This window comes from Arcobacter suis CECT 7833 (genome assembly GCF_003544815.1).
Taxonomy (GTDB): domain Bacteria; phylum Campylobacterota; class Campylobacteria; order Campylobacterales; family Arcobacteraceae; genus Aliarcobacter; species Aliarcobacter suis.
In genome coordinates, this window is sequence record NZ_CP032100.1 from 2,137,626 (window position 1) to 2,162,113 (window position 24,488).

At 29.2% G+C, this 24,488-nt stretch carries 17 protein-coding genes, 2 tRNA genes and 1 rRNA gene; 8 read left to right on the forward strand and 12 right to left on the reverse strand.

Translation table 11 applies throughout. From position 1 onward, the window contains the following. Nucleotides 1–52: 52 nt before the first annotated feature. The 6 genes from ASUIS_RS11005 to ASUIS_RS11030 all read right to left on the reverse strand — a co-directional run bounded on the left by ASUIS_RS11005 (nucleotide 53) and on the right by ASUIS_RS11030 (nucleotide 5,500). Nucleotides 53–128: transfer RNA gene (locus ASUIS_RS11005), tRNA-Ala, on the reverse strand. A gap of 28 nt (nucleotides 129–156) precedes the next feature. Next, a tRNA-Ile gene (locus ASUIS_RS11010) sits at nucleotides 157–233 on the reverse strand. 95 nt (nucleotides 234–328) lie between these two features. After that, a 16S ribosomal RNA gene (locus ASUIS_RS11015) occupies nucleotides 329–1,846 on the reverse strand. Nucleotides 1,847–2,343: 497 nt separating this feature from the next. Then, entirely contained in the window at nucleotides 2,344–2,883 is a 540-nt protein-coding gene (locus ASUIS_RS13840) for a c-type cytochrome (RefSeq protein ID WP_118887688.1), read from the reverse strand. Nucleotides 2,884–2,977: 94 nt separating this feature from the next. After that, nucleotides 2,978–5,197, reverse strand: a complete 2,220-nt coding sequence (gene clpA / locus ASUIS_RS11025; RefSeq protein ID WP_118887153.1) for an ATP-dependent Clp protease ATP-binding subunit ClpA — start codon at nucleotides 5,195–5,197, stop codon at nucleotides 2,978–2,980. A gap of 3 nt (nucleotides 5,198–5,200) precedes the next feature. Continuing rightward, complete coding sequence (locus tag ASUIS_RS11030) at nucleotides 5,201–5,500, reverse strand: ATP-dependent Clp protease adaptor ClpS (protein WP_118887154.1); 300 nt, start codon at nucleotides 5,498–5,500, stop codon at nucleotides 5,201–5,203. Nucleotides 5,501–5,570: 70 nt separating this feature from the next. On the opposite strand from ASUIS_RS11030, the gene bioD reads away from it, so the two are divergent. From bioD to ASUIS_RS11065, 7 genes are all read left to right on the forward strand, one after another. After that, a complete protein-coding gene (bioD, locus tag ASUIS_RS11035; protein ID WP_118887155.1) occupies nucleotides 5,571–6,212 on the forward strand; it encodes a dethiobiotin synthase in 642 nt (213 codons plus the stop codon). Nucleotides 6,213–6,500: 288 nt separating this feature from the next. After that, on the forward strand, nucleotides 6,501–7,631 hold the full coding sequence (locus ASUIS_RS11040) for an HpcH/HpaI aldolase/citrate lyase family protein (protein ID WP_118887156.1): 1,131 nt from the start codon (nucleotides 6,501–6,503) through the stop codon (nucleotides 7,629–7,631). A 14-nt stretch (nucleotides 7,632–7,645) separates the two neighbouring features. Beyond that, nucleotides 7,646–10,165: an aldolase/citrate lyase family protein gene (locus tag ASUIS_RS11045; RefSeq protein ID WP_118887157.1), complete on the forward strand. Its 2,520-nt coding sequence runs from the start codon at nucleotides 7,646–7,648 to the stop codon at nucleotides 10,163–10,165. 9 nt (nucleotides 10,166–10,174) lie between these two features. Further along, entirely contained in the window at nucleotides 10,175–11,248 is a 1,074-nt protein-coding gene (locus ASUIS_RS11050) for a MaoC family dehydratase (protein WP_226799909.1), read from the forward strand. Between the two features lie 34 nt (nucleotides 11,249–11,282). Then, on the forward strand, nucleotides 11,283–12,266 hold the full coding sequence (locus ASUIS_RS11055) for an HpcH/HpaI aldolase/citrate lyase family protein (RefSeq protein ID WP_118887158.1): 984 nt from the start codon (nucleotides 11,283–11,285) through the stop codon (nucleotides 12,264–12,266). 174 nt (nucleotides 12,267–12,440) lie between these two features. Further along, entirely contained in the window at nucleotides 12,441–13,934 is a 1,494-nt protein-coding gene (locus ASUIS_RS11060) for a fumarate hydratase (RefSeq protein ID WP_118887159.1), read from the forward strand. A 180-nt stretch (nucleotides 13,935–14,114) separates the two neighbouring features. Continuing rightward, nucleotides 14,115–14,948, forward strand: coding sequence for a DUF5718 family protein (locus tag ASUIS_RS11065; protein ID WP_118887160.1), 834 nt, complete (start codon nucleotides 14,115–14,117; stop codon nucleotides 14,946–14,948). A gap of 80 nt (nucleotides 14,949–15,028) precedes the next feature. Here the strand turns inward: ASUIS_RS11065 and ASUIS_RS11070 are convergent, their stop codons facing one another. After that, nucleotides 15,029–17,968: a methyl-accepting chemotaxis protein gene (locus ASUIS_RS11070; RefSeq protein ID WP_118887690.1), complete on the reverse strand. Its 2,940-nt coding sequence runs from the start codon at nucleotides 17,966–17,968 to the stop codon at nucleotides 15,029–15,031. Between the two features lie 161 nt (nucleotides 17,969–18,129). Between ASUIS_RS11070 and mscL the strand changes: the two genes are divergently transcribed. Further along, nucleotides 18,130–18,558 carry a large conductance mechanosensitive channel protein MscL gene (gene mscL / locus ASUIS_RS11075; protein WP_118887161.1) on the forward strand — a complete coding sequence of 143 codons (429 nt, stop codon included), beginning with the start codon at nucleotides 18,130–18,132 and terminating at the stop codon, nucleotides 18,556–18,558. A gap of 42 nt (nucleotides 18,559–18,600) precedes the next feature. Here the strand turns inward: mscL and ASUIS_RS11080 are convergent, their stop codons facing one another. From ASUIS_RS11080 to flhA, 5 genes are all read right to left on the reverse strand, one after another. Then, complete coding sequence (locus tag ASUIS_RS11080; protein ID WP_118887162.1) at nucleotides 18,601–19,164, reverse strand: flavin reductase family protein; 564 nt, start codon at nucleotides 19,162–19,164, stop codon at nucleotides 18,601–18,603. Nucleotides 19,165–19,177: 13 nt separating this feature from the next. After that, the gene (locus ASUIS_RS11085; RefSeq protein ID WP_118887163.1) at nucleotides 19,178–19,402 is read right to left on the reverse strand and encodes a hypothetical protein; all 225 of its coding nucleotides are present in this window, start codon (nucleotides 19,400–19,402) and stop codon (nucleotides 19,178–19,180) included. Further along, a complete protein-coding gene (locus ASUIS_RS11090; RefSeq protein ID WP_118887164.1) occupies nucleotides 19,393–20,574 on the reverse strand; it encodes an MFS transporter in 1,182 nt (393 codons plus the stop codon). Before ASUIS_RS11090 ends, ASUIS_RS11085 begins: the two co-directional genes overlap by 10 nt. Further along, complete coding sequence (locus ASUIS_RS11095) at nucleotides 20,561–22,267, reverse strand: molybdopterin-dependent oxidoreductase (protein ID WP_118887165.1); 1,707 nt, start codon at nucleotides 22,265–22,267, stop codon at nucleotides 20,561–20,563. The genes ASUIS_RS11090 and ASUIS_RS11095 overlap by 14 nt, the downstream gene beginning before the upstream one ends. Before the next feature lie 91 nt (nucleotides 22,268–22,358). Then, a complete protein-coding gene (gene flhA / locus ASUIS_RS11100; RefSeq protein ID WP_118887166.1) occupies nucleotides 22,359–24,470 on the reverse strand; it encodes a flagellar biosynthesis protein FlhA in 2,112 nt (703 codons plus the stop codon). Nucleotides 24,471–24,488 lie beyond the last annotated feature (18 nt).

Sequence of the window (24,488 nt, forward strand, 5' to 3'; positions counted from 1 at the left end):
CTTTTTTTCAAGTTTCTTAATTTTAATTATAAACTTCTAAACTATTTAAAGGTGGTGGAGAATAGCGGGATCGAACCGCTGACCTCCTGCGTGCAAAGCAGGCGCTCTCCCAGCTGAGCTAATTCCCCACACTGATTAATCTTTAAGATTATTTAATGGTGGGCCTATCAGGACTTGAACCTGAGACCTCACGATTATCAGTCGAGCGCTCTAGCCAGCTGAGCTATAGGCCCTTAAACCTATTTTAAATAATCTTTATAAACCGAATATAAAATCTCATATATTTTTTAGTTTTAAGTTAAGAAACAAATCTTAACTTAATTCTCTGAAAGGAGGTGATCCAACCGCAGGTTCTCCTACGGTTACCTTGTTACGACTTCACCCCAGTCGCTGAATCCACTGTGGAAGGTAGCTATTTTAGCATCCCCGCTTCGAATGAGTTCAACTCCCATGGTGTGACGGGCGGTGAGTACAAGACCCGGGAACGTATTCACCGTAGCATAGCTGATCTACGATTACTAGCGATTCCAACTTCATGTAGTCGAGTTGCAGACTACAATCCGAACTGGGAGATATTTTTGAGATTTGCTCCACATCACTGTATTGCGGCTCTTTGTATACCCCATTGTAGCACGTGTGTAGCCCTGGACGTAAGGGCCATGATGACTTGACGTCGTCCTCACCTTCCTCCTACTTGCGTAGGCAGTCTCATTAGAGTTCTCAGCCGAACTGTTAGCAACTAATGACGAGGGTTGCGCTCGTTGCGGGACTTAACCCAACATCTCACGACACGAGCTGACGACAGCCGTGCAGCACCTGTATATAAGTTTCTGCAAGCAGACACCAATCTATCTCTAGAAAGTTCTTACTATGTCAAGTCCAGGTAAGGTTCTTCGTGTATCGTCGAATTAAACCACATGCTCCACCGCTTGTGCGGGTCCCCGTCTATTCCTTTGAGTTTTAATCTTGCGACCGTACTCCCCAGGCGGCACACTTAATGTGTTAACTGCATTACTGCAAGGTCTAGCCTCACAACAACTAGTGTGCATCGTTTAGGGCGTGGACTACCAGGGTATCTAATCCTGTTTGCTCCCCACGCTTTCGCGTCTCAGCGTCAATAATGTTCCAGTAGATCGCCTTCGCAATCGGTATTCCTTCTGATCTCTACGGATTTTACCCCTACACCAGAAATTCCATCTACCTCTCCCACATTCTAGATATACAGTTTCAAAAGCAGTTCAATAGTTAAGCTATTGGATTTCACTTCTGACTTATATATCCGCCTACACGCTCTTTACGCCCAGTGATTCCGAGTAACGCTTGCACCCTCCGTATTACCGCGGCTGCTGGCACGGAGTTAGCCGGTGCTTATTCATATGGTACCGTCATTATCTTCCCATATAAAAGGAGTTTACGCACCGAAATGTGTCATCCTCCACGCGGCGTTGCTGCATCAGACTTTCGTCCATTGTGCAATATTCCCCACTGCTGCCTCCCGTAGGAGTCTGGACCGTGTCTCAGTTCCAGTGTGACTGATCATCCTCTCAAACCAGTTAGGCGTCATAGCCTTGGTGAGCCATTACCTCACCAACAAGCTGATACCATACAGACCCATCCTCAAGCACTAAAGCGTTTCCCTTGCATACTTATGTATTAAAGGCATATAGGGCATTAGCAGTCGTTTCCAACTGTTATTCCTTTCTTGAGGGCAGGTTATCTATATATTACTCACCCGTGCGCCACTTAGCTGACAATTATAGCAAGCTATAATCCGTTCTCGTTCGACTTGCATGTGTTAAGCACGCCGCCAGCGTTCACTCTGAGCCAGGATCAAACTCTCCATAAATTGAAGTTTTTGAACTTGACTTTTTCTGTATTATTTTACTAACACAAAATTATCACTCATTGTTATAGACAAGATTTCTATGTTTTACCATTTCTCTCTTGTTATATGTATATATTTTATATTAACATTTATTCTTATTTTACATCTGTAATAAACAACAGATTATATTACAAGAATTCTATATTCGGTTTATAAAGATTACTTCACAAACGTTTATAATTATTTTTAAAGATCATCCTAGCTTCGATTACAACGTCTCTCATCATTCTCTCGTTTGATGCGTTCCAGTCAAATTGGACGGGAATTATAATAGATTCTTTTGGCTTTGTCAATACCTTGCAGCTTAAATTTGGCTTAAATTTTTGGATTTGTTCTGTTTTAGATTTTTTTATTGGTTTTTATGAGATTTTTGTGTTTTTATAGGTTTATGTTATTTAGAGTAGAAAGATTTTTTTTAGTTTTCAAAGATGGAATTCATATCCATCTTTAAATATTTTTTACATTTTTGAAATTAAGTCTGCTAATGCTTCAATTTCTGCTTCTGTTTTAGTATTTACTTGTCCAGTCATTATGTTTTTCATAACTCCACCATAACTACCGTCTTTATAACCATTTAAAGAATCAATTATTCTTTGTTTATCCCAACCAGCAATTACTTGTGATTTTCCTAATGCAGATTTTTCTGCTTTTTGACCATGACATGAACCACAAGTTGCATATAATGCTGTTGCATCAATTACAGATTCTTCTGCTAATTGTTCTTTAATTTCACCTTCTACTTTTTCTGGTGAAATAACTTTGTTTTCTTTATTTGCTTCAACTATAGTTGAAACAGTCTCTTTTGACTCTTCTATTTTTGCTTCTTCAACTTTACTATTTTCTTTAACTTCTACAGAACCTTTTTCTACATTTGATGCAATTTCATCTTTTTTAATTTCTTGTGTAGTTTCAGTAGCTTGAGTAGATTCTTTTTTCTCATCTCCGCAACCTGTTAATAATGCAACGGCTACAGCTGAACCTAATAAAAGTTTTCTCATGTTTTTGTGTTCCTTTGTTAAATAAAATAATAACTTTTTTGTTTTATAAAAAACAATTTTCGAATTGTATCTAAACAATTGTATAAAAATTGTGTTATAAACTTTTAAATTCAAAAATAAACTCTTTTTCGAAATCTATTTTTACGAATCCACCCTTTTTTAACTTACCAAATAAAATTTCATCTGTTAATACATTTTTGATTTTATCTGATATTACTCTGTTAAGTGGTCTTGCTCCCATTGCTTTGTCATAACCTAAAGTTGCTAACTCTTTTTTAGCTTTAGCACTTATTTCAATTTTGATTTTTTTATCTACTAATTGTTTTTCTAAATCTTCTATAAATTTACCTGCAACTTTTGTAACTATATCTATACTTAATGAATCAAATGTAACTACACTATCAAGTCTATTTCTAAACTCTGGTGCAAAGAATTTATTTATTGCTTTATTTTCATTTAATTTTTCATTTTTTGCAAATCCCATAACATTTGCTTCAGTTGCACCTAAATTTGAAGTCATTATTAAAACTACATTTTGAAAATCTGCTTTATTTCCACTATTATCAGTTAATTCAGCATTATCCATAACTTGTAAAAGAATAGACATTAAATCAGGATGAGCTTTTTCTATTTCATCTAATAATAAAACTGTATGGGGATGTTTTCTAATAGCTTCTGTTAAAAGTCCACCTTGTTCAAATCCAACATAACCAGCTGGTGCACCTATTAATCTTGAAATTGTATGAGCTTCCATATATTCACTCATATCAAATCTTTCAAAATGAATTCCTAATTGAGTTGATAACTCTTTAGCTACTTCTGTTTTTCCTACACCTGTTGGTCCTGTGAATAAAAAACTTCCAATTGGTTTTTTATCAAGCCCAAGTCCAGCTTTATTTCTTTTTATTGATTGAACTATCACACTTATTGCTTTGTCTTGACCAAATACTCTTTTTTGCATATTTTTTTCTAATGATTTTAAAAGAGTTAAATCAGATTTTGTTGCACTTCGTTCTGGAATATGTGCCATTTTTGCAATTGTAGTTTCAACATCTTTTGAAGTTATTGTTATATTTTTTTCAGATTTTGTTTTTAACTCACTTGCTAAACTTATTTTTTTAGAAGCTCCAACCTCATCGATTACGTCAATTGCACAATCTGGTAAAAATCTATCAGTTATGTATTTTTTACTTAATTCAACAGCACTTATGATTGCACTTTTTGTATATTTAACACCATGATACTCTTCATATTTTGATTTTAATCCCTCTAAAATCGTAATTGAATCTTCAATTGATGGTTCACTTACATCCACTTTTGCAAATCTTCTGCTCAAAGCTTTATCTTTTGAAAAATCATTTCTGAATTCACTAAATGTTGTTGCACCAATACATCTTAATTTTCCATTTGCCAACATTGGTTTTAAGATATTTGAAGCATCCATGGCAGAGCCACCAACACTTCCAGCTCCAACAATTGTATGAATTTCATCAATAAATAAAATCGAATTTGGTATTTTTGCCACTTCTTTTAAAAGTGATTTTAATTTTTTCTCAAAATCACCTCTATATTTTGTTCCTGCAATTAATGAACCCATATCAAGTGAAAAAACTTTTGCTTTTAGTAAGAACTCTGGAACTCTTTCATTTGCAATTTCTAAAGCTAGACCTTCAGCAATTGCTGTTTTACCAACTCCTGGTTCACCAACTAATATTGGATTATTCTTTTTTCTTCTACTTAAAATTTCAATTACCCTTGAAATTTCATTATCTCTTCCAATAACTGGATCTATTTCACCCTTCTTTGCAACTGAGACTAACTCTGTAGAGTTTTTATCCAATACTTTATTATCCATGTCATTATCATTTTCTAAAGCACTATCTTCATCGCTTTCTTTATGGGCAATCTCTTCTAAAATATCAACTCTTTGAATACCTAGTTTTTTAAGTAAATAACTAGCATAAGATTTTTCGTCTTTTAAAATAGCTACAAACATATCTTCTACATTTGCATTTGATTTTCCACTTGTTTGAACATGTGAAACCATATATTCTATTGTAGATGTTAAAGAGATAGTCTCCATTGGTTCATCTATTATATCTTTTGGTAATTTTGGTGTATTTTCATCAATATATTTTTTTGTATCGTCAAATAGTTTATTCGTATCTACACCTAGATCTATAAATAAATTTTCAATAGTTTGGTCATGGATTAACATCAAAAAAATATGTTCTAATGTTAAATACTCATGTTTACTACTTTTTGCATATCCTACAGCTTGTGTAAAAATGCTTCTTAATTCTTTGCTTATCATTTTTTATTCTTCTTCCATTATAGCTTTTAAAGGGAAACCTTTTTCTCTTGCCATACTTTTAACTTGTGCAACTTTAGTTGTTGCTATTTCATAAGTATAAGTTCCACATAACTCTTTTCCTTTATTATGAATATTCATCATAATAGTAGATGCTTCTTCAACTGATTTTCTAAAAACTCTTACTAAAACATCTATTACAAAATCCATTGTTGAAAAATCATCATTTAATAAAAAAACTTTATATTTTTTTGGCTCTTGTAAATCTAAATCATCTTCTAATTCTATCTCTATTTCATTACTCACTTCAAACCTTTGTTATGATAAAATATTTTTCTAAAAAAAACAAATTTATTATAACAAAAAAGAGATTATTATGAAAAATGAGATTAGCTATTATGTAAACAAATCTTTATTTATTACTGCAACTAATACAGATGTAGGGAAAACTTACGCTTGTGAAAAGTTTTTAAACTATTTTGCAAAAGCTGGATTAAAAGTTGGATATTTCAAACCTTTTGAAACAGGAGTATTCGATAAACCACTAGATGGAAGTAAAATGCTCGAACTTGCAAAAAAACTAAACCCATCTTTTAATGTAACTATTAATGATGTAGTTCCTTATCAATTTAAACTTCCAGCTGCTCCTTATGTGGCAAAAGGAAACACTATTATTGATATAGATTTTTTAAAAGAAAAAAAAAGATATTTAGAACAATTTTGTGATGTTCTTATAATTGAAGGTGCTGGTGGATTAATGGTTCCTATTGAAAAAAATTTATTTGTTATAGATTTAATAAAAGAGTTTGAATGTGAAGCGATTTTAATTACGCCTTCAAAACTTGGATGTATAAATGACACCCTACTTTCTATAAATGCTTTAAAAGCAAAAAATATTGATTTTGAGTTTTATATAAATTTATATCAAGATATAAATAGCTTTGAAGAAGTATCAAAACCATTCTTGCTTGACTACTTTGAAAAACTAAATTTTTTAGAAGATTTGGGAAAATTATAAAATTTCTCAATTTTTTTTTCGTTTTTTCATTTAGTAACACTTCTATTACACTAACTTTTTACTAATTTTTTAGCTTCTTTTATTATCTTTTTAGGCTTAGACAGCCATATTTATAGGCTTTTTTGTAGTTTTCTGATTTTAAACTTAAATTTATTTGCTATTTCAAAACACATTAAAACAATTCATTTTAAATGCTGTATAACTTTCCTGTTGGTTTTCAAGTATAATAATAACTATGAAAATAAGAAAACACTGTAATAAAAAACAATAAAAAGAAAGGTAGATGAAATGACTTCTGCAATAGATTTATCTAAATTAACAGCAAATGATGATTTAACACCAGTTCTTGGTGGATATTGGCCTGGTATTCAAATATATTACCCACCAATTAAATTTAATCCACTTGATGGAACATATGAAAGTATGGAACAAGCAAAATTAAGACTACAAAAACATGCTTATAAAACAAAAGCACATACAGTGTTATTTGACTTAGAAGATGGTTGTAGACAAAAAGCTATGTCAAGAGAGTTATTAATTCAAGAATTACCAAAATTTCCTGAAAGAAATTTTCAAATAGCGGTAAGACTTAATCCATTTAGAACTGATGAATATGAAGAAGATTTAAAAATGTTAAAACAAATTCATCAATATATTGATGTTATCGTTTTAGCAAAAGCTGGAGAAGTTTATGGAAGTGCAGAAATTAGAGACTTATCTTCTTGGTTAATTTCAATCGGAAGTAAGTTAACAATTCAACCAATTATTGAACATCCAAAATCTTTACAAATTGCGGACAGATTAATGGAGCATTCAACTGTTAAACACGTTGTATTTGGAATCCATGACTTTTCAAAAGCAATGGCTTATAAAATCACTCCTCAAGGATGGATTAATGAGTTAGAAACTTTCTTTAATATGCTTACAATGGAAGCTAGAATTAAAGGTAAAGGAGTTATTGGTGGAGTTGAAGTTATGCTTACACCACATTCATTACCTGATAATTGTGTTGAGAAAAAAGATATTAGAAGATGGTTAGATTTACATGGTGATGATGCATCAAGACATGTTTATGCTCACGCAATTAGAGAAAATGCAATGGGATTAACAGGTAAACAAATAATTACTCCAAATCACATTAATATTTGTAAAGTTGCATTTACTCCTTCTCCAAAAGAGATTGAAAAAGATGTAAGAATATTAAAAGCAGCTATTGAAGCAGATGCATTATTATCTGGGGCAATTAGATATGAAGGTGAAATGTTAGATCCACCTATGTTTGGTAAATCATTACAAAATATTTTAAGAGCTTATGCATTAAGATCTTTAGCAAAAGAGGATGAAATATTCGCATTATCTGTATTAAACAGAATGCCAATTCATACATTTAAAGAAAACTGGCCATACGGTCAAATTTAGTAGGGAGAAATATTATGAGTTCAAACGTTAAAATAGAAATACCTGAATTTTTAAACATTGGAGTTGCTTGTACTTCTTCTCATATGGGAACACCTAAAGAGAATAGTATTGCAATGATTATTGAAGATGATAAATTAGGTACAGATGAGATAACTTATAAAGATTTAGCAACTAAATCTGATCAAGTTTGTAATTTCTTCACAAGCATTGGTCTTGAAGCTAGAGATAGAGTATTAGTTTGTTTAAAAAACTCTCTTGCTTACCCTATTTCGTTTTTTGGAACTATGAAAGCTGGAATTATTGCAGTTCCTACTTCTACACTTTTAAGTGGTAGTGAAGTTAAATATTTAGCTGAAGATTCTCAAGCAAGAGCAATTGTATTATCAGCTTCTATGTATGAAAACTTAGTTCCATATTTAGAAAACTTAGATAATTTAAAAACTATCGTTATTGCTGGAATTGATAGTGTTGAAAATATAAAAAAACCAAGAGATATTAATGTATATTCATTAAATGAAATTTTCAAAACAGTTGATAAAACACCAAAACATTATAATTCAAAATCTGGTGAACCAGCATATTTAGTATATACATCTGGAACAACTGGTTATCCAAAAGGTGTACTACACTCTCACAGATCACTTGTTGGAAGAAAACCAGCTACTGATTATTGGTTTAACTTTAAAGAAAATGACAGAATCATGCATTCTGGTAAATTTAACTGGACTTATGTTTTAGGTTCTGCACTTATGGATCCATTATTTAATGGTCATACAGTTATTGCTTATGAAGGAGCAAATGATGCTTCAACGTGGATTGATTTAATTAAAAAACACCAATGTACAATTTTCATTGGAGTTCCAACAATTTATAGACAAATCATCCAAAAAACTGATTTTACTTTAGAAGATTGCCCAAGTTTGAGATATTGTATGAGTGCAGGTGAGCATTTATCAGATGAGATGTTAGGTCTTTGGAGAGAAAAATTCAAACAAGATATTTATGAAGCAATCGGAATGAGTGAATGTTCTTATTATATTTCTCACTCTATTTACAATCCAATTAGACCAGGAAGTGCTGGATTTGTTCAACCAGGTCACATTGTAAAACTTTTAGATCCTGAAACTTTAGAAGAAGTTGAAGATGGTGAAGAAGGTATGATTTGTATTGGTGAAGACGATCCTGGTTTATTCTTAGAGTATTGGCAATTAGAAGATGAAACAGCAAAATCAAGACATGATGGATATTTCTTTACAGGCGATTATGCTAAAAAAGATGAAGATGGATATATTTGGTTTATTGGTAGAAAAGATGATATTATCAATACTTTTGGATTTAGAGTATCTCCACATGAAATCGAAAGAGTTGTAAAAACTAATGATTTAGTTGCAGATTGTGTTGCTTTTGGTTTAGATATTGAAAAAGATAAAACTATTGTTGCTATTGCTGTAATTGGTCATTCTGATTTAACAGCTGAACAAGAAGCAGAAATTTTAGCATTTTCACAAGCTAACCTTGCAAAATATAAAGCACCAAAAAGAATCTTTATAATGAAAGATTATCCAAGAACTAAAAATGGAAAAGTTTTAAGAAAACAATTAGTTAAAAACTTACATGATTTAGAAAACGCTCATGCTTGTGGAAAAGAACCAGTAGAATATAAAGCTAGAAGATCAATGTTATTTGTACCTTCATACAATAAACATAATGTTGAAAAAGCAAGAACAGTACTTGCAGATGCTGTAATTTTTGACCTTGAAGCAATTTTACAAGAACAACGAGAAGCTGGAAGAAGTGTAATTAAAGAAGTTTATAAAGAAAGCGGTTCTAAATTTGGTGAATCTGAAAGAGTTCTTAGAATCAATAATCTTGGAAGTGAAGATCTTAAAAAAGATTTAGCACTTGCACGTGAGATTGAATTAGATGCTTTATTATTCTCTAAAATTCAATCAAAAGAAGATGTTTTAGAAGCAGTTAAATTAATAGAAGAAGTAAATCCAAATTTATCTTTAATGATTATGATTGAAACTCCATTATCTGTTTTAAATATCCATGAAATTTGTGCAGCATCTCCAAAAGTTGAAGTTGTTGTAATTGGTTCTAATAAACTTGCAAATAGACTTCATATTGATATTAAAAAAGGTTCAAAAGCGATGTTTAATTACTTATCGCAAATTGCATTAGCTTCAAAAGCTTATGGAAAAACTGTAATTGATGGACCTCACTTTGATGTTAATGATGAGTTTGCTTGTGAAGATTCAACAAAAGATGCATTTAATTTAGGATTTGATGGTAAATCATTGGTTCACCCAGTTCAAATTGAATATATCAATGATATTTTCACTCCAAAACAAGCTGAAGTTGAAGATTATGAAAAAATGATTGCTAAATATGATGAAGCAGTAAAAGAAGGTAAAGAAGTTATTTTACATAATGATAGACTAGTTGATTCTTCAAGAATTAAATGGGCTAAAAAAATGATTACATTATATGAAACATATAAATCATTAGGTCAAAACCTATTTAATAAATAAGGAGTAAATTTGTCTAAAATAAGCACTAAAATTAATATGGGTAATTTTTTTGAAGATTTTTCAATCGGTCAAAAAATCGTTCATCCACTTCCTAGAACAATAAGTGATGGTGATGTATCTTTATACATTGCTTTCACTGGTTCAAGATTTGCTCTGCACTCTTCTGATACAGTGGCAAAAGAGATGGGTTACGATAAAAAACCAATTGATGATGTTTTAATGTTCCATTTAACATTTGGAAAATCTGTTCAAGATGTATCTTTAAATGCAATTGCAAATTTAGGATACGCTGAAATTTCTTTCCCTAATTCAGTTTATGTTGGTGATACAGTAAGTATGACATCAACAGTTATTGGACTAAAAGAGAATTCAAATGGAAAAAGTGGAGTTGTTTATGTTCACTCTATTGGGGTTAATCAAAATTGTGAAGAAGTTTTAAATTTCAAAAGATGGGTTATGGTTCACAAAAAAGACCAAACTACATTATCTGGAATTAATGAAGTTCCAACTTTTGCAAAAACTACACCAATAGCTGATGTTATAAATATTCCAACTATTAAAACAGTAGATACAGATGCTAGTGGTGGAAAATATTTCTTTGAAGATTATGTACAAGGGGAGAGATTAAATCACCCAGAGGGTATTACTATTGATAATAGTGACCATACATTAGCAACAAAGTTATATCAAAACAATGCAAAAGTACATTTTAATGACCACATGATGAAATCTACACCTATGGGTCAAAGACTTATGTACGGTGGAATCATTATTTCAATGGCTAGAGCTATTTCTTTTAATGGATTACAAAATGCCCAATGGATTTATGCAATAAATAGTGGAGCTCATGCAAACCCTACTTATGCAGGTGATACAATCTATGCTTATACTGAAATTATTGAAACAATTGAAGTTAATAGAGAAGATATTGGATTATTAAGACTTAGAACAGTTGGAATTAAAAACCAAACTGCAAAAGAGATTGAAAATCCAAAAGGTGAAGATGGTAAATATTTACCAAATGTTGTTCTTGATTTGGATTACACTGTTGTAATTCCAAAGAAAAAAACTGAAAAAAAATAATAGAAAAAATTTAATTTAACAAAAAGGAAAAAACATGACACACCCAAGCGAAGCACTATTTGGTTCTGGAGACAACTTACCAATCATCCCATCTTGCGAGCATTTTGCAGGTAGCGAAAAGCTAATCTTAAAAGGTTTTGAGATGCAAAAAAAATCAGGACCTGTTTTTGATATTACTTGTGACTGTGAAGATGGAGCTGAAACTGGTAAAGAAGTAGCACATGCTGAAATGATCGTAAGAGTTGTAAATTCTGATGCAAATCCTTATGGAATGGCAGGAACTAGAATTCACGATTTTGACCATCCAGATTGGAGACAAGATATTGATATTTTAGTACCAGGAGCAGGTGAGAAATTAGCATATATTACAATTCCAAAATCAACTTCTTATGAAGATGCAAAAACTCAAGTTGAATATATTCAAGAAGTAGCTAAAAAAGCTGGAATTAGTAGAGAAATTCCAATTCACGTTTTAATAGAAACTCATGGAGCATTAAGAGATGTTGAAAAAACTGCAACATTACCATGGGTACAAGTATTAGACTTTGGATTAATGGACTTCGTTTCTGGTTACCAAGGTGCAATTCCTGCTTCTTGTATGAGAAGTCCAGGTCAATTTGATCATAGATTAATTGCTGCTGCTAAAGCTAAAGTTGTTCAAGCTGCACTTTCTAATCACATTATTCCTGCACACAATGTTACTTTAGATTTAAAAAACCCATACCAAACTTACAAAGATGCTGAAAAAGCAAGAAATGAGTTCGGATTCTTAAGAATGTGGTCAATTTATCCAACACAAGTACAAGCTATTGTTGATGCAATGAAACCAGACTTTACAGAACTTGAAGATGCACAAAATATCCTAATTGCTGCTCAAGATGCTGAGTGGGGACCAATTCAATATGATGGTGAGTTACACGATAGAGCAACTTACAGATATTTCTGGGAATTAGTACAAAGAGCAAAATTCTCTGGAACTAAATTACAAGATATAGTAGAACAAAGATTCTTCTCTTAATCCTTTTAACTTAAGACCAAATGGTCTTAAGTTATTCTGTCAAAATTTAAACTTTTTTTAAATGAGAAAAGTTCACACTAATATTGAATAAAATCTCTTTTATTTAATAAAAAAAGATTTCTTTCATCTGTGCATTGGTATAATAATTCAATTTCTAAAGTAAAAAGGAAAAAAATGAAAGTAATAAAAGAACAAGATATTATAGATAGTATTGCTGATGCCTGTCAGTATATTTCATATTTTCACCCAGAAGATTTTGTAAAAGGTATGGTTGAAGCATATGAAGTTGAAAAATCAGAAGCTGCTAAAAATGCAATTGGACAAATTTTAATAAACTCTAAAATGTGTGCTATGGGTCACAGACCTTTATGTCAAGATACTGGAAGTGTTAACATTTTCATAAGAGTTGGATTAAATGCTAAACTTGAATTAACAAGAGAATTAGTTGATGTATTAAATGCTGGTGTTGCAAAAGGTTATACTAATCCAGATAATACTTTAAGATATTCTGTTGTTTCAGATCCTGCTGGAAAAAGAACAAATACAAAAGATAATACTCCTGCTGTTATTCATGTTACTGTTGATAATTCTGATGAATTAGATATTACAGTTGCTGCAAAAGGTGGTGGAAGTGAAAACAAATCGAAATTTGCAGTATTAAATCCTAGTGATTCAGTTTATGACTGGGTTATGGCAAATGTTAGAGAAATGGGTGCTGGTTGGTGTCCTCCTGGAATTTTAGGTATTGGTATTGGTGGAAATCCAGAAAAAGCTATGCTTTTAGCAAAAGAGTCTTTAATGGGTCATGTTGATATTCATGAACTACAAGCAAGAGGTCCTCAAAATGCTTTAGAAGAATTAAGATTAAAATTATATGAAGATATTAACAAAGTTGGTATTGGAGCTCAAGGTCTTGGTGGATTAACTACAGTTTTAGATGTTAAAATTTTAGATTATCCATGTCATGCTGCTTCACTTCCTGTTGCTATGATTCCTAACTGTGCAGCTACAAGACATATTCACTTTAAATTAAAAGGTGGAAATGGACCAGCTATATTTAATGTACCTTCATTAGATATTTGGCCAGATATTGAATTACCAATGGATACAATTAAAAGAGTAAATATTGCAGATTTAACAAAAGAAAACTTATCTCAATTTAAATCAGGAGATACATTATTACTTTCAGGAAAAATTTTAACAGCAAGAGATGCTGCTCACAAAAAAATTGTTGAGTACAAAAATGCTGGTAAACCACTTCCAAATGGTGTTGATTTAAAAGACAGATTCATCTACTACGTAGGACCTGTTGATCCAGTAAGAGATGAAGCAGTAGGACCTGCGGGACCAACTACATCTACAAGAATGGATAAATTTACAAAAGACATGATGGAAATTGGAATCATGGGAATGATTGGAAAAGCTGAAAGAAAACAACCAACAATTGATTTAATTAAAGAGTATAAGTCTATTTATTTAATTGCAACAGGAGGTGCAGCATATTTAATTTCTCAATCAATTAAATCTGCAAAAGTTTTAGCTTTTGAAGAAATTGGTATGGAAGCTATCTATGAATTTGAAGTAAAAGATATGCCAGTTACTGTAGCTGTTGATACAGAAGGTGTTTCAATTCACACTACTGGTCCTGCTAAATGGAGAACAATTTAATTTAAAATAATCGCAAAAGGCTTTTGCCTTTTGTAATTATTTCCTTTATTTATAACTTTATATAATATTCTTACCTAAAATAATTCTTATACTAATAAACTATATTCAATTTTTGACTTTAAGAAAATACAATAAATGTTATTCTTCAAACAATAATATAATACACAGGAAAATAATAAAATGTTATTAGATGATTTAAAAGATTATTTGGGATTTGCAGTTGCTGGGAATTTTGCTAATCACCTAGGAGAAGCTGGTGAAGCAGACGAATTCTCAGTAATCAAAACCGAAGAAAAAGATGCACCAAAAGGTATGTTTCCTTTTTATATAAAAGGTCATAATAGCTTTTTAGGAACTTATCCTATTTGTGATGAAATAATTTTAACACATGGAAGAGAAAAAGAAAATCTTCAAGTTGAAGCGGAAGTTGCTTTAATTTGTGATTTTGAATACAAAGATGGAAAAGTTGTTGATATTATTCCAAAATATTTTTCAGCCTTTAATGACTGTTCTATTCGAGTAAATAATGGTGAAAAACTTAGCACTAAAAAAAACTGGGGAACAAATACAAAAGGTATCTCTCAAGATATTATTGAGATTGATAATTTCACTGAAAAAGGTATTTTAAGTAAATATCATATCTCTTCATTTATCAAAAGAGATGGAATTGTATATGACTATGGAACTACAAGTGCTGTAAAATCATATAGTTACTTTTTTCATCAATTAAAAGATTGGATGATAAATAAATTAAATACTCAAGAAGATTGTGGACCTTTAGAAGAATTAACTCAGTTTATGTTTGATGCAAAAAATGCAAAAGGTGTTTTAATCGCAGCGGGTGCAACTGCATATACAGAGTTTGGTAAACACAACTTTCTAAAAAAAGGTGATGAAATCTTTGTATATGTTTATAACGCTCACGCTCATAGTTTCTTAGATATTATGAATGATATGTGTGGAATGGATACTTATTTAGGACAATGTTCAAAACTTCATCAGTATGTTCAATAAAACAAAGCTTTTAGCTTTGTTTTGCAATCAATACTAAATATATAGAGTTATATAAAACTATATACATTTATATACAAGCTCTATAAATTACTTTTAATTTTTTGAGAATCGATATATAAAACATCATTTAAACTATCAAAAACTTTTATTGTTGAATCTTCAATTTGTGCTGATGTTTCTCTTAAAATTTTATTTTCTACTCTTTTAGCACTATTATCCATATAAACTTGAACTTTATGATGAACATCTTCATGGTTTTGTTTTAGGATTTCCCACTCTTTTACTTTTGTAAAATCTCTATTTTCATGTTCACAAAGAGTAATCCATTTTCCCATATCACAAGATTTACAATCCACAACCGTACAATTTTCAAAGGAATCTAATGTAGAAAAATATCTCTTTTTAAAACTTATATGATCATTTTTATATTTTGAAACTTCTTTCATTAAATCAATATTTTCAACCATTTCATAATACTTTTTATCTATTTTTGCTTGGGCTGTAATTTGTAATAATCTACTTGATAGTTTAGAAACTTCTTTTGATAAAGTATCAATATTTGAAGCCGTTGAAGCATTTTTTTGAGTTGCAGAATCTAATCTTGAGATAGTTTCATTTATCTGAACTATTCCTATTTCTTGCTCTTTACTAAATTGAGTAACACTTTGTATAATATCTTTTGTTTGGGTGATTTTTGAAGTTAAACTTTCATAACCATTTATCATATCTTGAGCTATTTCTTTTCCTTCATTTGATTTTACACTTGCACTTTCAACTAAACCTTTTATTTCACGTGCTGCTTCTGCACTTCTGTTTGCTAGGTTTCGCACTTCAGCTGCAACTACTGCAAATCCTTTCCCTGCTTCACCAGCAGTTGCTGCTTCAACAGCTGCATTAAGACTTAGAATATTTGTTTGAAATGCAATTTGGTCAATTATTGAAATTGCTTCATTTATTGCTTTAACTTTTTCATTTATTTCATCCATTGAATTTGAAGTTTGTAAAGCAAATTTACTTCCAACATTTGAAGCTTCATTTACTTCATTTGCAATATTCATCATACGATTCATATTTTCATTATTGTTTTTAATATTTGATGTTATTTGCTCCAAAGCAGCTGAACTTTGTTCAAGTGAACTTGCTTGTTGCGTTGAAGAAAGGGCTAATTCATTTGAAGAAATCGTTAAAATATTTGTGTTATTTTCAAGTTCTATTCCTGCATTTGTAATCATTGCAATTAACTCAGAAGATGAATGCCCTAAAAGTAAAGTTGAAGTACATAAAGTTCCAAAATCTCCATACATTCCTTTTTTCTGTACTTCATCAAGTTTAAACAGATAATTTGATTGGGTATAACTATTTAATAAAAGATTTATATTGTCAATTTTTAACTTCGTTCTATTTAGCATTTTGTTTATAATATATCTTAAGTCTTCAATATCTTTTGTTACAGCTTTTTGTTTTATTGTATATTCAAAAAATCCATTATTAACTTTTTCCATAACATCAGAAATTTCTAAAACAACTTTTTTATCTTGTTCTTGGATTTGTTCGATTTTTTTGATTTGTTCATTCATTCCCCTTGTCATTATGGCAAATTCATCATTTCCAGAAATATCATGTAAAGTTACATCATCTTTTTCTTTCATTGAATATGCCAAAAACTCATTTAGATTTATTTGGAATTGTTTCATTGATAAAACTATTCTTTTTGTCATCAAAATCATACTAAAAATTGTTGCTAGAATTAAAATTGTTATAAAAAGTAATTCATACATTATTTGATTTCTAAAATTCCATATTTCATCATTTACATATGAAATTAAGTTATCAAATAGATTTTTTTCAGAATCAATAAGAAGATTTAATTTATTAAATGAATTTTCTTTCCAGTTAAAATCTACTCCATAAATACTATTTGATAATTTATCTATTGCATTTATGGCTTTTTTATTATCAATTTTTTCTTGATTTGCTAAATTTTTGTTTTCAGATAAAGAAATCTCACTTGTATTTGAGATAATTAAATCAAAAGTATCTCTTATTTGTTTTAACAGCTCTTTTTCTTCACTACTTGTTCCTTCAAATTTTTCATAATATTTTATTACTTTTAAAAGTGCTGAGTGTTTTGCTTGTATCTTATTTACTAGATTTTCATCTTTTGTTTCTAAATAATCTTTGTAAAGATGTATCAAACCACCATAACCACTTAGTTCTTTTATTTTTAACATAAAGTCATTTTTTTGGCTTTTTAAAAATATTACTTTTCTTATATTATCTATTTGTTGAAAATCTTTTGATGAATATATCTCTTTTAGATTTTCTAGATTTTGTACAAAAATATTGTCTTTAATAATTTCTAAATACAAATTTTGTTTTGAAACAGAATTTATAAAACTATTAAAATCATCTCCTGTAATATTTCCCAAATTTAAAATATTTCTAAGATATTCTTGTTCATTAAATGATTTTTCTATTAATTGGTTAAAGGCAATATACGATTGTGAATATTTTGATAAGTTCCCAATATTTGAATAACTAAGTAATTCTCCAATAAAATAAGTTAAATTATCTATTTCAAAAGTATAATTTTTCTCTAAATCTTGTTTACTAATTTGTAAATCTATATTTTTTTGTCTTGTTTCGTGAATTTGTTTTATATTTTTTTCAAAATTAGAAACTCTTTTTTTTGCCTCTTCATCTTTGAAAAAAGAGTAATTCTTCAAAAATTCATTCAGTTTATTTATTGATTCATCACTTTTGTTTATTTGATTTTTAAATTCATCATTAAACTCTTTCCCATAACTTTCTAAAAAAAGAGTTGAAATATTTCTTTCTTTTTGTAAATCGTGTATTAAAGATGAAACATTTTCTAAAAAATAAAGATATTGCAAACTCTCATTCATTTCAAGATTTTTTTGATATTTATCAAGAATTGAATTAAAAGATAAAATTAATATTGCAATAATAGGAAGTAACAATATTAAAAATATCTTATTTTGTAGTTTTAAATTATTCATTTTGTACCTTTTTAAATTTTCTGCAATATATCTCTCTTTTCTTACAATTTGGTTACAAATTAAATATAGAATTATTATCATATTTTTAATATATAAATCCATTATTTTATTATCCATAAAGATATTTTGATTATAATTTCAGAAAATTATTGGAGATTAATATGTTAAAAGAATTTAGAAATTTTCTTATAAAAGGAAATGTTGTTGATTTGGCTGTTGGGTTTATTTTTGGAGCTGCATTTGCAACTTTGATTAAGTCTTTAGTTGAAAATATAATTATGCCGCCAATTGGATTATTACTTGGAAGAGTTGATTTTTCTCAATTATTTATATCTTTAGATGGAAACTCTTATGCAACTTTAGCTGATTTAGAAAAAGTTGGAGCTCCTGCTATTAAACTTGGAGTTTTTGCAAATGATGCTATTTCATTTACAATTTTAGGATTTGTTATGTTTATGTTTATAAAATCATATAATAAACTAAAAAAAGAGGAAGTTGTAGTTGCTAAAACAAAAGTTTGTGGTGATTGTGCTATGGAAATTCCAGTAGCTGCAAAAAAATGTGGGCATTGCGGAAATACAGCGGTATAAAAAATTAAAAAAAACATAATTAAAAGGCAAAAAACCTTTTAATTATAAATCAACTAAAGCTTTAAAATTCACTCCACATCTTCCGATATTTTCCACATTTACATGATTTCTTTCATTAATTCTATCATCTTCAATAAACTGATATTTTAACTCTAAAATTATAGGTGTAATATCTCCCGAAATTTTATAAGTATCATAATATTCACAAAACATCGCACTTTGGGAAGAAGCAATCATTGGAGGAAAACCTTTCATAACTTCTTTTACTTCAATCTCAAACTTTTCAATTTCACTTTCATTTTTTCCCAATTGCATTGCACATTTTTGCACTTGATCAACATTGTCTTTATTTACAAAACAAATAGTTGCTTTTTTAGTTTTTAAGATATTTGCCAATGAATCTTTTGGGCTTCCATCATCTTTTTGTCCAATTGATACAAGTAACAATGCTGGATTTGAAGAGATTGGAATAAAATATGAAAAGGGAGCTGCATTTAAAACACCATTATCATCTGTTACAATCCATGCAATTGGTCGGGGAATTACTGTTCCTGACATAATTTTATATCTGTTTAAATCGTTTATATCTTTATAATCTAAAATCATCTATTTCCCTTTTTTATATTTTAAATTCTTGCTCAATATTTTTTGCTATTGCATCACCTTTTAAAGTTAAAAATGAATCACTTACAAATTGTTCACTTTTAAGCTTTTTCAACAATCTTTTACCCTCTTTTAAAGAAAATAATCTTGTATTTTCTAGCTTCAAAACAACATCATTTAAAGACTCATTTGATTCTTTTTTTAATATTGCAAGTAACAAAACTTTTTCATTTATATCCATTTTAAAATCCTTGTGTAATAAAAAGCAAAAACAAAAAAAGCAATTCCTAAAAGAATAGTAATTATATCAACAGAAGTTAAACTTGCCATTAATCCTATAAATAAAGTCGTAAGCACACATGAAAGCATAAAAAACATATCGTTGTATGAAATAACTCTTCCTATATATTTTTCATCACATTTATTTTGTAATAAAGCATAAGTAAATGACCATAAAGTCGTGGTACTAAGTCCTACAATAAATAAAGCAATTAAAGAAATATAAAAATCATTTTGAACAAATCCCCACAAAATTACAGCTAAGCCTTGAAAAATCATTAAATAGTGTAAGTTCTCTTTTGTAACATATTTTGAGATAAGCATAGGTCCAAACATCAAAGCAACTGCACGAGTCGCATTTGAAATCCCAATAGCTAAGGGAACAGAAATAATATATTTATACTCATTTTTTGCCAAAATAGTTATCAAAGCATCAAAAGAAGTAAGCCCTACACATGAATGTAAAATTATTAGGTGTAAAATAATCTTATTATCTTTGATATAAATAAATCCATCTTTTATAAGTTGAAAAATTTTATCACTTGTAACACTTGGCTTTACTACAAAATTTATATTTATAAATATAATTAATGCTGATAAAAATATAAAAGCATCTATTATAAAAGCTGTTTTAACTCCGTATGAATTTACAATAAAACCACTAATAGCCATTCCAAAAGCATAAGTAAATGACCAAATAATAGAATGTATTTCATTTGCCATTTGTAATGGTTTACCATTTAAAAGTTTTGCTAGAAGTGACATTTCTGTTGAAAAAAACATAGATGCAGCACTCATTCTAATAAAAATAAAAATCATCAAAAGCCAAAGTTCACTTTTATCATCTATAGTTAAAAATAACAAGGTCATCAATAATTCTGTAAAAATCAAACCTATCATTAAAGGTTTTATTTTTACTCTATCAATAATCGCTCCTGAAAATGGAGCAATTAAAATTGCAGGTAAAAAATGCATTGCAGTTACAACTGATATAGCCATTTCAGTTGAGCCAAAATTAACAAGCATTGTATAAATAGCTACATTTGAAAACCAAGCTCCAAAATAAGAGATAAACTGTACAAGAGATAAATCTCTTATAATTTTATGTTCACGAAATAATTTACGATAATTCAATTTCTACCAACACTTCTTGATACATAGCAGAGTTTGAACTTTCATCTTCTTCATTAGGAGTTAAATAATTTACTTTTTTGTTTCCAGAAAAAAAGAAAGCACAAGTGCTTTTTATATCATCATTAATTTTTACAATAAACTGTGCATTTCCATATTTTGAAGATATATTTACACTATCACCATCTTTAAAATTTGCACTTGAATTAAGATAAACAAAGTCATCAGAAGCAAACTGAGAATTTAATGAGTTTTTATTTTTTGCAGTTATTAAATAAAAATTATCTGAAGTTTTTTCTTTATAAAGTGGTTCAATATCTAAATCTTCTATAAATTCAAAAGTTTCTAACTCTTCTTTTTGGGGTTTGTGATTTTCATAATATGAAATTACTTCATCTTCATCTTTGAGTTTTTCAAAGTTAAATTGTTCCAATAAATAATTTGCTAAATCATATTCACTGATGCTATTTTCATTTTTAGGTTTTACAATATTTGAAATTGCTTTAAATTCATGTCCATAAGATAATCGCACATCTTTTTTACTTAAAAATGAAGTTGATGGAATTATTAAATCAGCATATTCACAAGTTTCATTTAAAGTTGTTCCAAAATAAACTACAAAAGATTTTTTTAAACCTTCAATTACTTTTTTTGTATTTGGGGCTGAAACTCCTGGATTTGCACCTTGAATAAATACTAAATCATATAAACCAAAATCTACTTTTGGAATTGAAATTTTTTCATTTGTCCCTTTTTCTTCAAACTGTTTTTTATATCCAAAAGCAGAATCACTTAAATACCAAACTCCACCCGCTTCTTTTTTGTGATAACCCATAAATGCAGCAAAAGAGTCAATGCATCTCATTATTTGAGCACCTTCAAAATATTTCTGAACACCAAGTCCAACTAAAATTGCAACACTTTTATTTTCAATTAAATCAAAAAACTCATTTACTAAAGAAAGTGATACTCCTGTTGTCGCTTCATAAGAAACAACTGGTTTATTTCTTGATATATCAAAAAACCAATCTGCTCCATTTCCAAATTCATCTATAAATTCTCTATCTTCTAAATCTTGCATATGGGCAAATCTTGTAAATAATAAAGCTAATTCATGATCTGTTTTGGGATTTATTTGCATATGAATTTTTGATTTTTTTGCAATATCTGTTTTTATTGGATCAATTGTTACAAAAGTTTTATCTTTTATCAAATTATATAAATGTGATGAAGTAACAGTTAAATTTCTTCCCCAAACAATTACAATATCTGCATTTAAAAGCTTTTCTAATGGTGGATTAATTACATTTTTTCGTCCAGCTTCAATTCCAGCTCCACCGCCACCATCACATAAACTTCCTTTTGTTAAAGTTGAACCATAAGAAGTAAAAAAGTTTTTAGTTGAGTTTTGCATAACTCCTAAATTACCACTTCCTTTATAATACAAAGTTTTTGAAGGAGTTGTTGATTTTAATTTATCTACTAAAATATTTAAAGATTCTTCTAATGAAACAATTTTTTCTTCAAAAAAAGCATTTGGAATATTTTCTTTTTTTAAAAGATTTGCAAAATTTACGCAAAGTTTTCCATTTGTTACAATATTTTCTTTAGAACCTTTAATATTATCTTCTATTAATTCTGCTTGACAAGTATCATAACAATCAAGGGGACAAGCAACCTTATTATTTGAATTCAATTTTTACCAACCTTAAAAATGTTTTATATTTTTTTAATTTAATTTTATAGTTTTAAAGACTATTTTTCTAGCAAATGCTGAGATTCTTTCTTTAGAACTCTAAAGTTCCCTCAATTGCAAAATTTGCTTTTGAGTCTAATTCTGCATGGGATAAAACAGAAACTTGTAGACCAAATTTTTCATAAATTTCTGATATTCTTTTTCTTAAAACTGGATCTACAACCATTGTAATTTTTGAAAAACCTTTAGCTTCAATATCATCTAAAAGTTTTTTTGTTTTTGTAACAAGATTATTAATTTCCGCTATTGAAATCATTAGTTGAGAAACCCCATGATGTTCTTGAAGTTTTCCAATAAATTGTTGTTCAAGCTCAGGTTTTATCGTAATAATATGTAAAACTCCATCTGTATCTTTATATTTTTGAGTAATAAGTCTATAAAGTTTTGCTCTTACATGTTCAAGTAAAATTTCAGGTGCTTTTGTAAACTCTGCTATATCAGCTACTGCTTCAATAATAGTTAACATATCAATAATTGGAATTTTTTCGTGTAATAAATCTTTACAAACTTTTAATAATGAACCATAAGAAGTAACTTTCATAGCTTCATCAATTACAATAGGGAAATCTTTTTTAAGCCTATCAATAATATCTACAATATCTTGTCTTGTAATAATATCTTCTGCATGTTTTTTAATAATCTCAGAGATATGTGTAGAAATAATTGTTGGAGCATCTACAACTGTAAATCCTTTCATTAAAGCTTCTTCTTTTAAATCTGTTGCAATCCAAGTTGCATCAAGATTAAACACTGGTTCTTTCACCTTTAAACCTACTAATTTCTCATTTGCTAATCCACCCATTGCAAGAAGTTTATCAACTTCAACTTTTCCTTTTACAAGGGGAATTCTTTTTAAATACAATTGATACTCATTTGGATTTAAATTTGCATCATCTGAAATTCTTATTTGTGGTATTACAAAACCTAATTCACTTGCAATTGTTTTTCTAATTGCTTTGATTTTATCAAGTAATTCTGAATTTCCTTGAACTAATTGTAATAATCTAATTCCAAGTTTCAATTCTAAAACTTCTAATTTCATTATATTTTCAATAGTTTGAGATTCATCTGCAACAGACATACTTTTCTTTCTTTCTTTTAAAACATTAATATCATCATCGACTTTTGGTTTAATAACTTCTGTTTTAAAGAATCTTGTTAATGCATTATCTTGATTATCATTAATCATAGTTATTACATAACCGATAAATATCATTAACGCACCCATTACCATTAAAATACCAGTTGGGAAACCAGGAATAAATCCAAATAAAACTAGACCAATTCCTAATAAAATCAATGATTTACTATCTTTTACTAATTGAGAAATAGACTGACTTGCAAATTTCTCTTCATCCATATTAGATCGTGTAATAATAATGGCAGTTGCAGTTGATAAAATAAGTGCAGGAATTTGAGATACTAACCCATCCCCAATAGTTAAAATTGTATAAATTTCTCCAGCTTCTGACATACTCATATCATGCTGAAAAAGACCTATTAATATTCCTCCAATTATATTTACTATTGTAATAATAATACCAGCAACAGCATCACCTTTTACGAACTTTGAAGACCCATCCATAGCCCCATAAAAACTTGCTTCTGAAATTAAGATTCTTCTTCTTTCTTGAGCTTCTTTATCATCAATAAATCCAGCATTTAAATCAGCATCAATAGCCATTTGTTTACCAGGCATTGAATCAAGTGTAAATCTTGCAGTTACCTCAGCAACCCTTGTAGCACCCTTTGTTACAACCATAAAGTTAATAAGTACTAAAATAATAAATATAATAATACCAATAACCATATTTCCACCAACAACAAACTGTCCAAAGGCTGAAATAATCGAACTTACAGCATCAGGTCCATTATGTCCTTCACTTAAAATTGACCTTGTTGTTGCAATATTTAAAGCAAGCCTAAAAAGTGCAAATATCAAAATAAGAGTTGGAAATGTAGTTAAATCTGAGGGTTTTTGAATATATAAAGATATTAATAAAATGAGTATAGAAATAGATAAAGATATTACCAAAAAGAAATCTAAGATTTCTTTTGATAATGGTACTATTATGATTAATAGTATCGAAACAAATAGTGCAACAACTATTAAATCTTTTGAAAATATCTTTTTTATATTCATCTACTAATTTATTTTTAG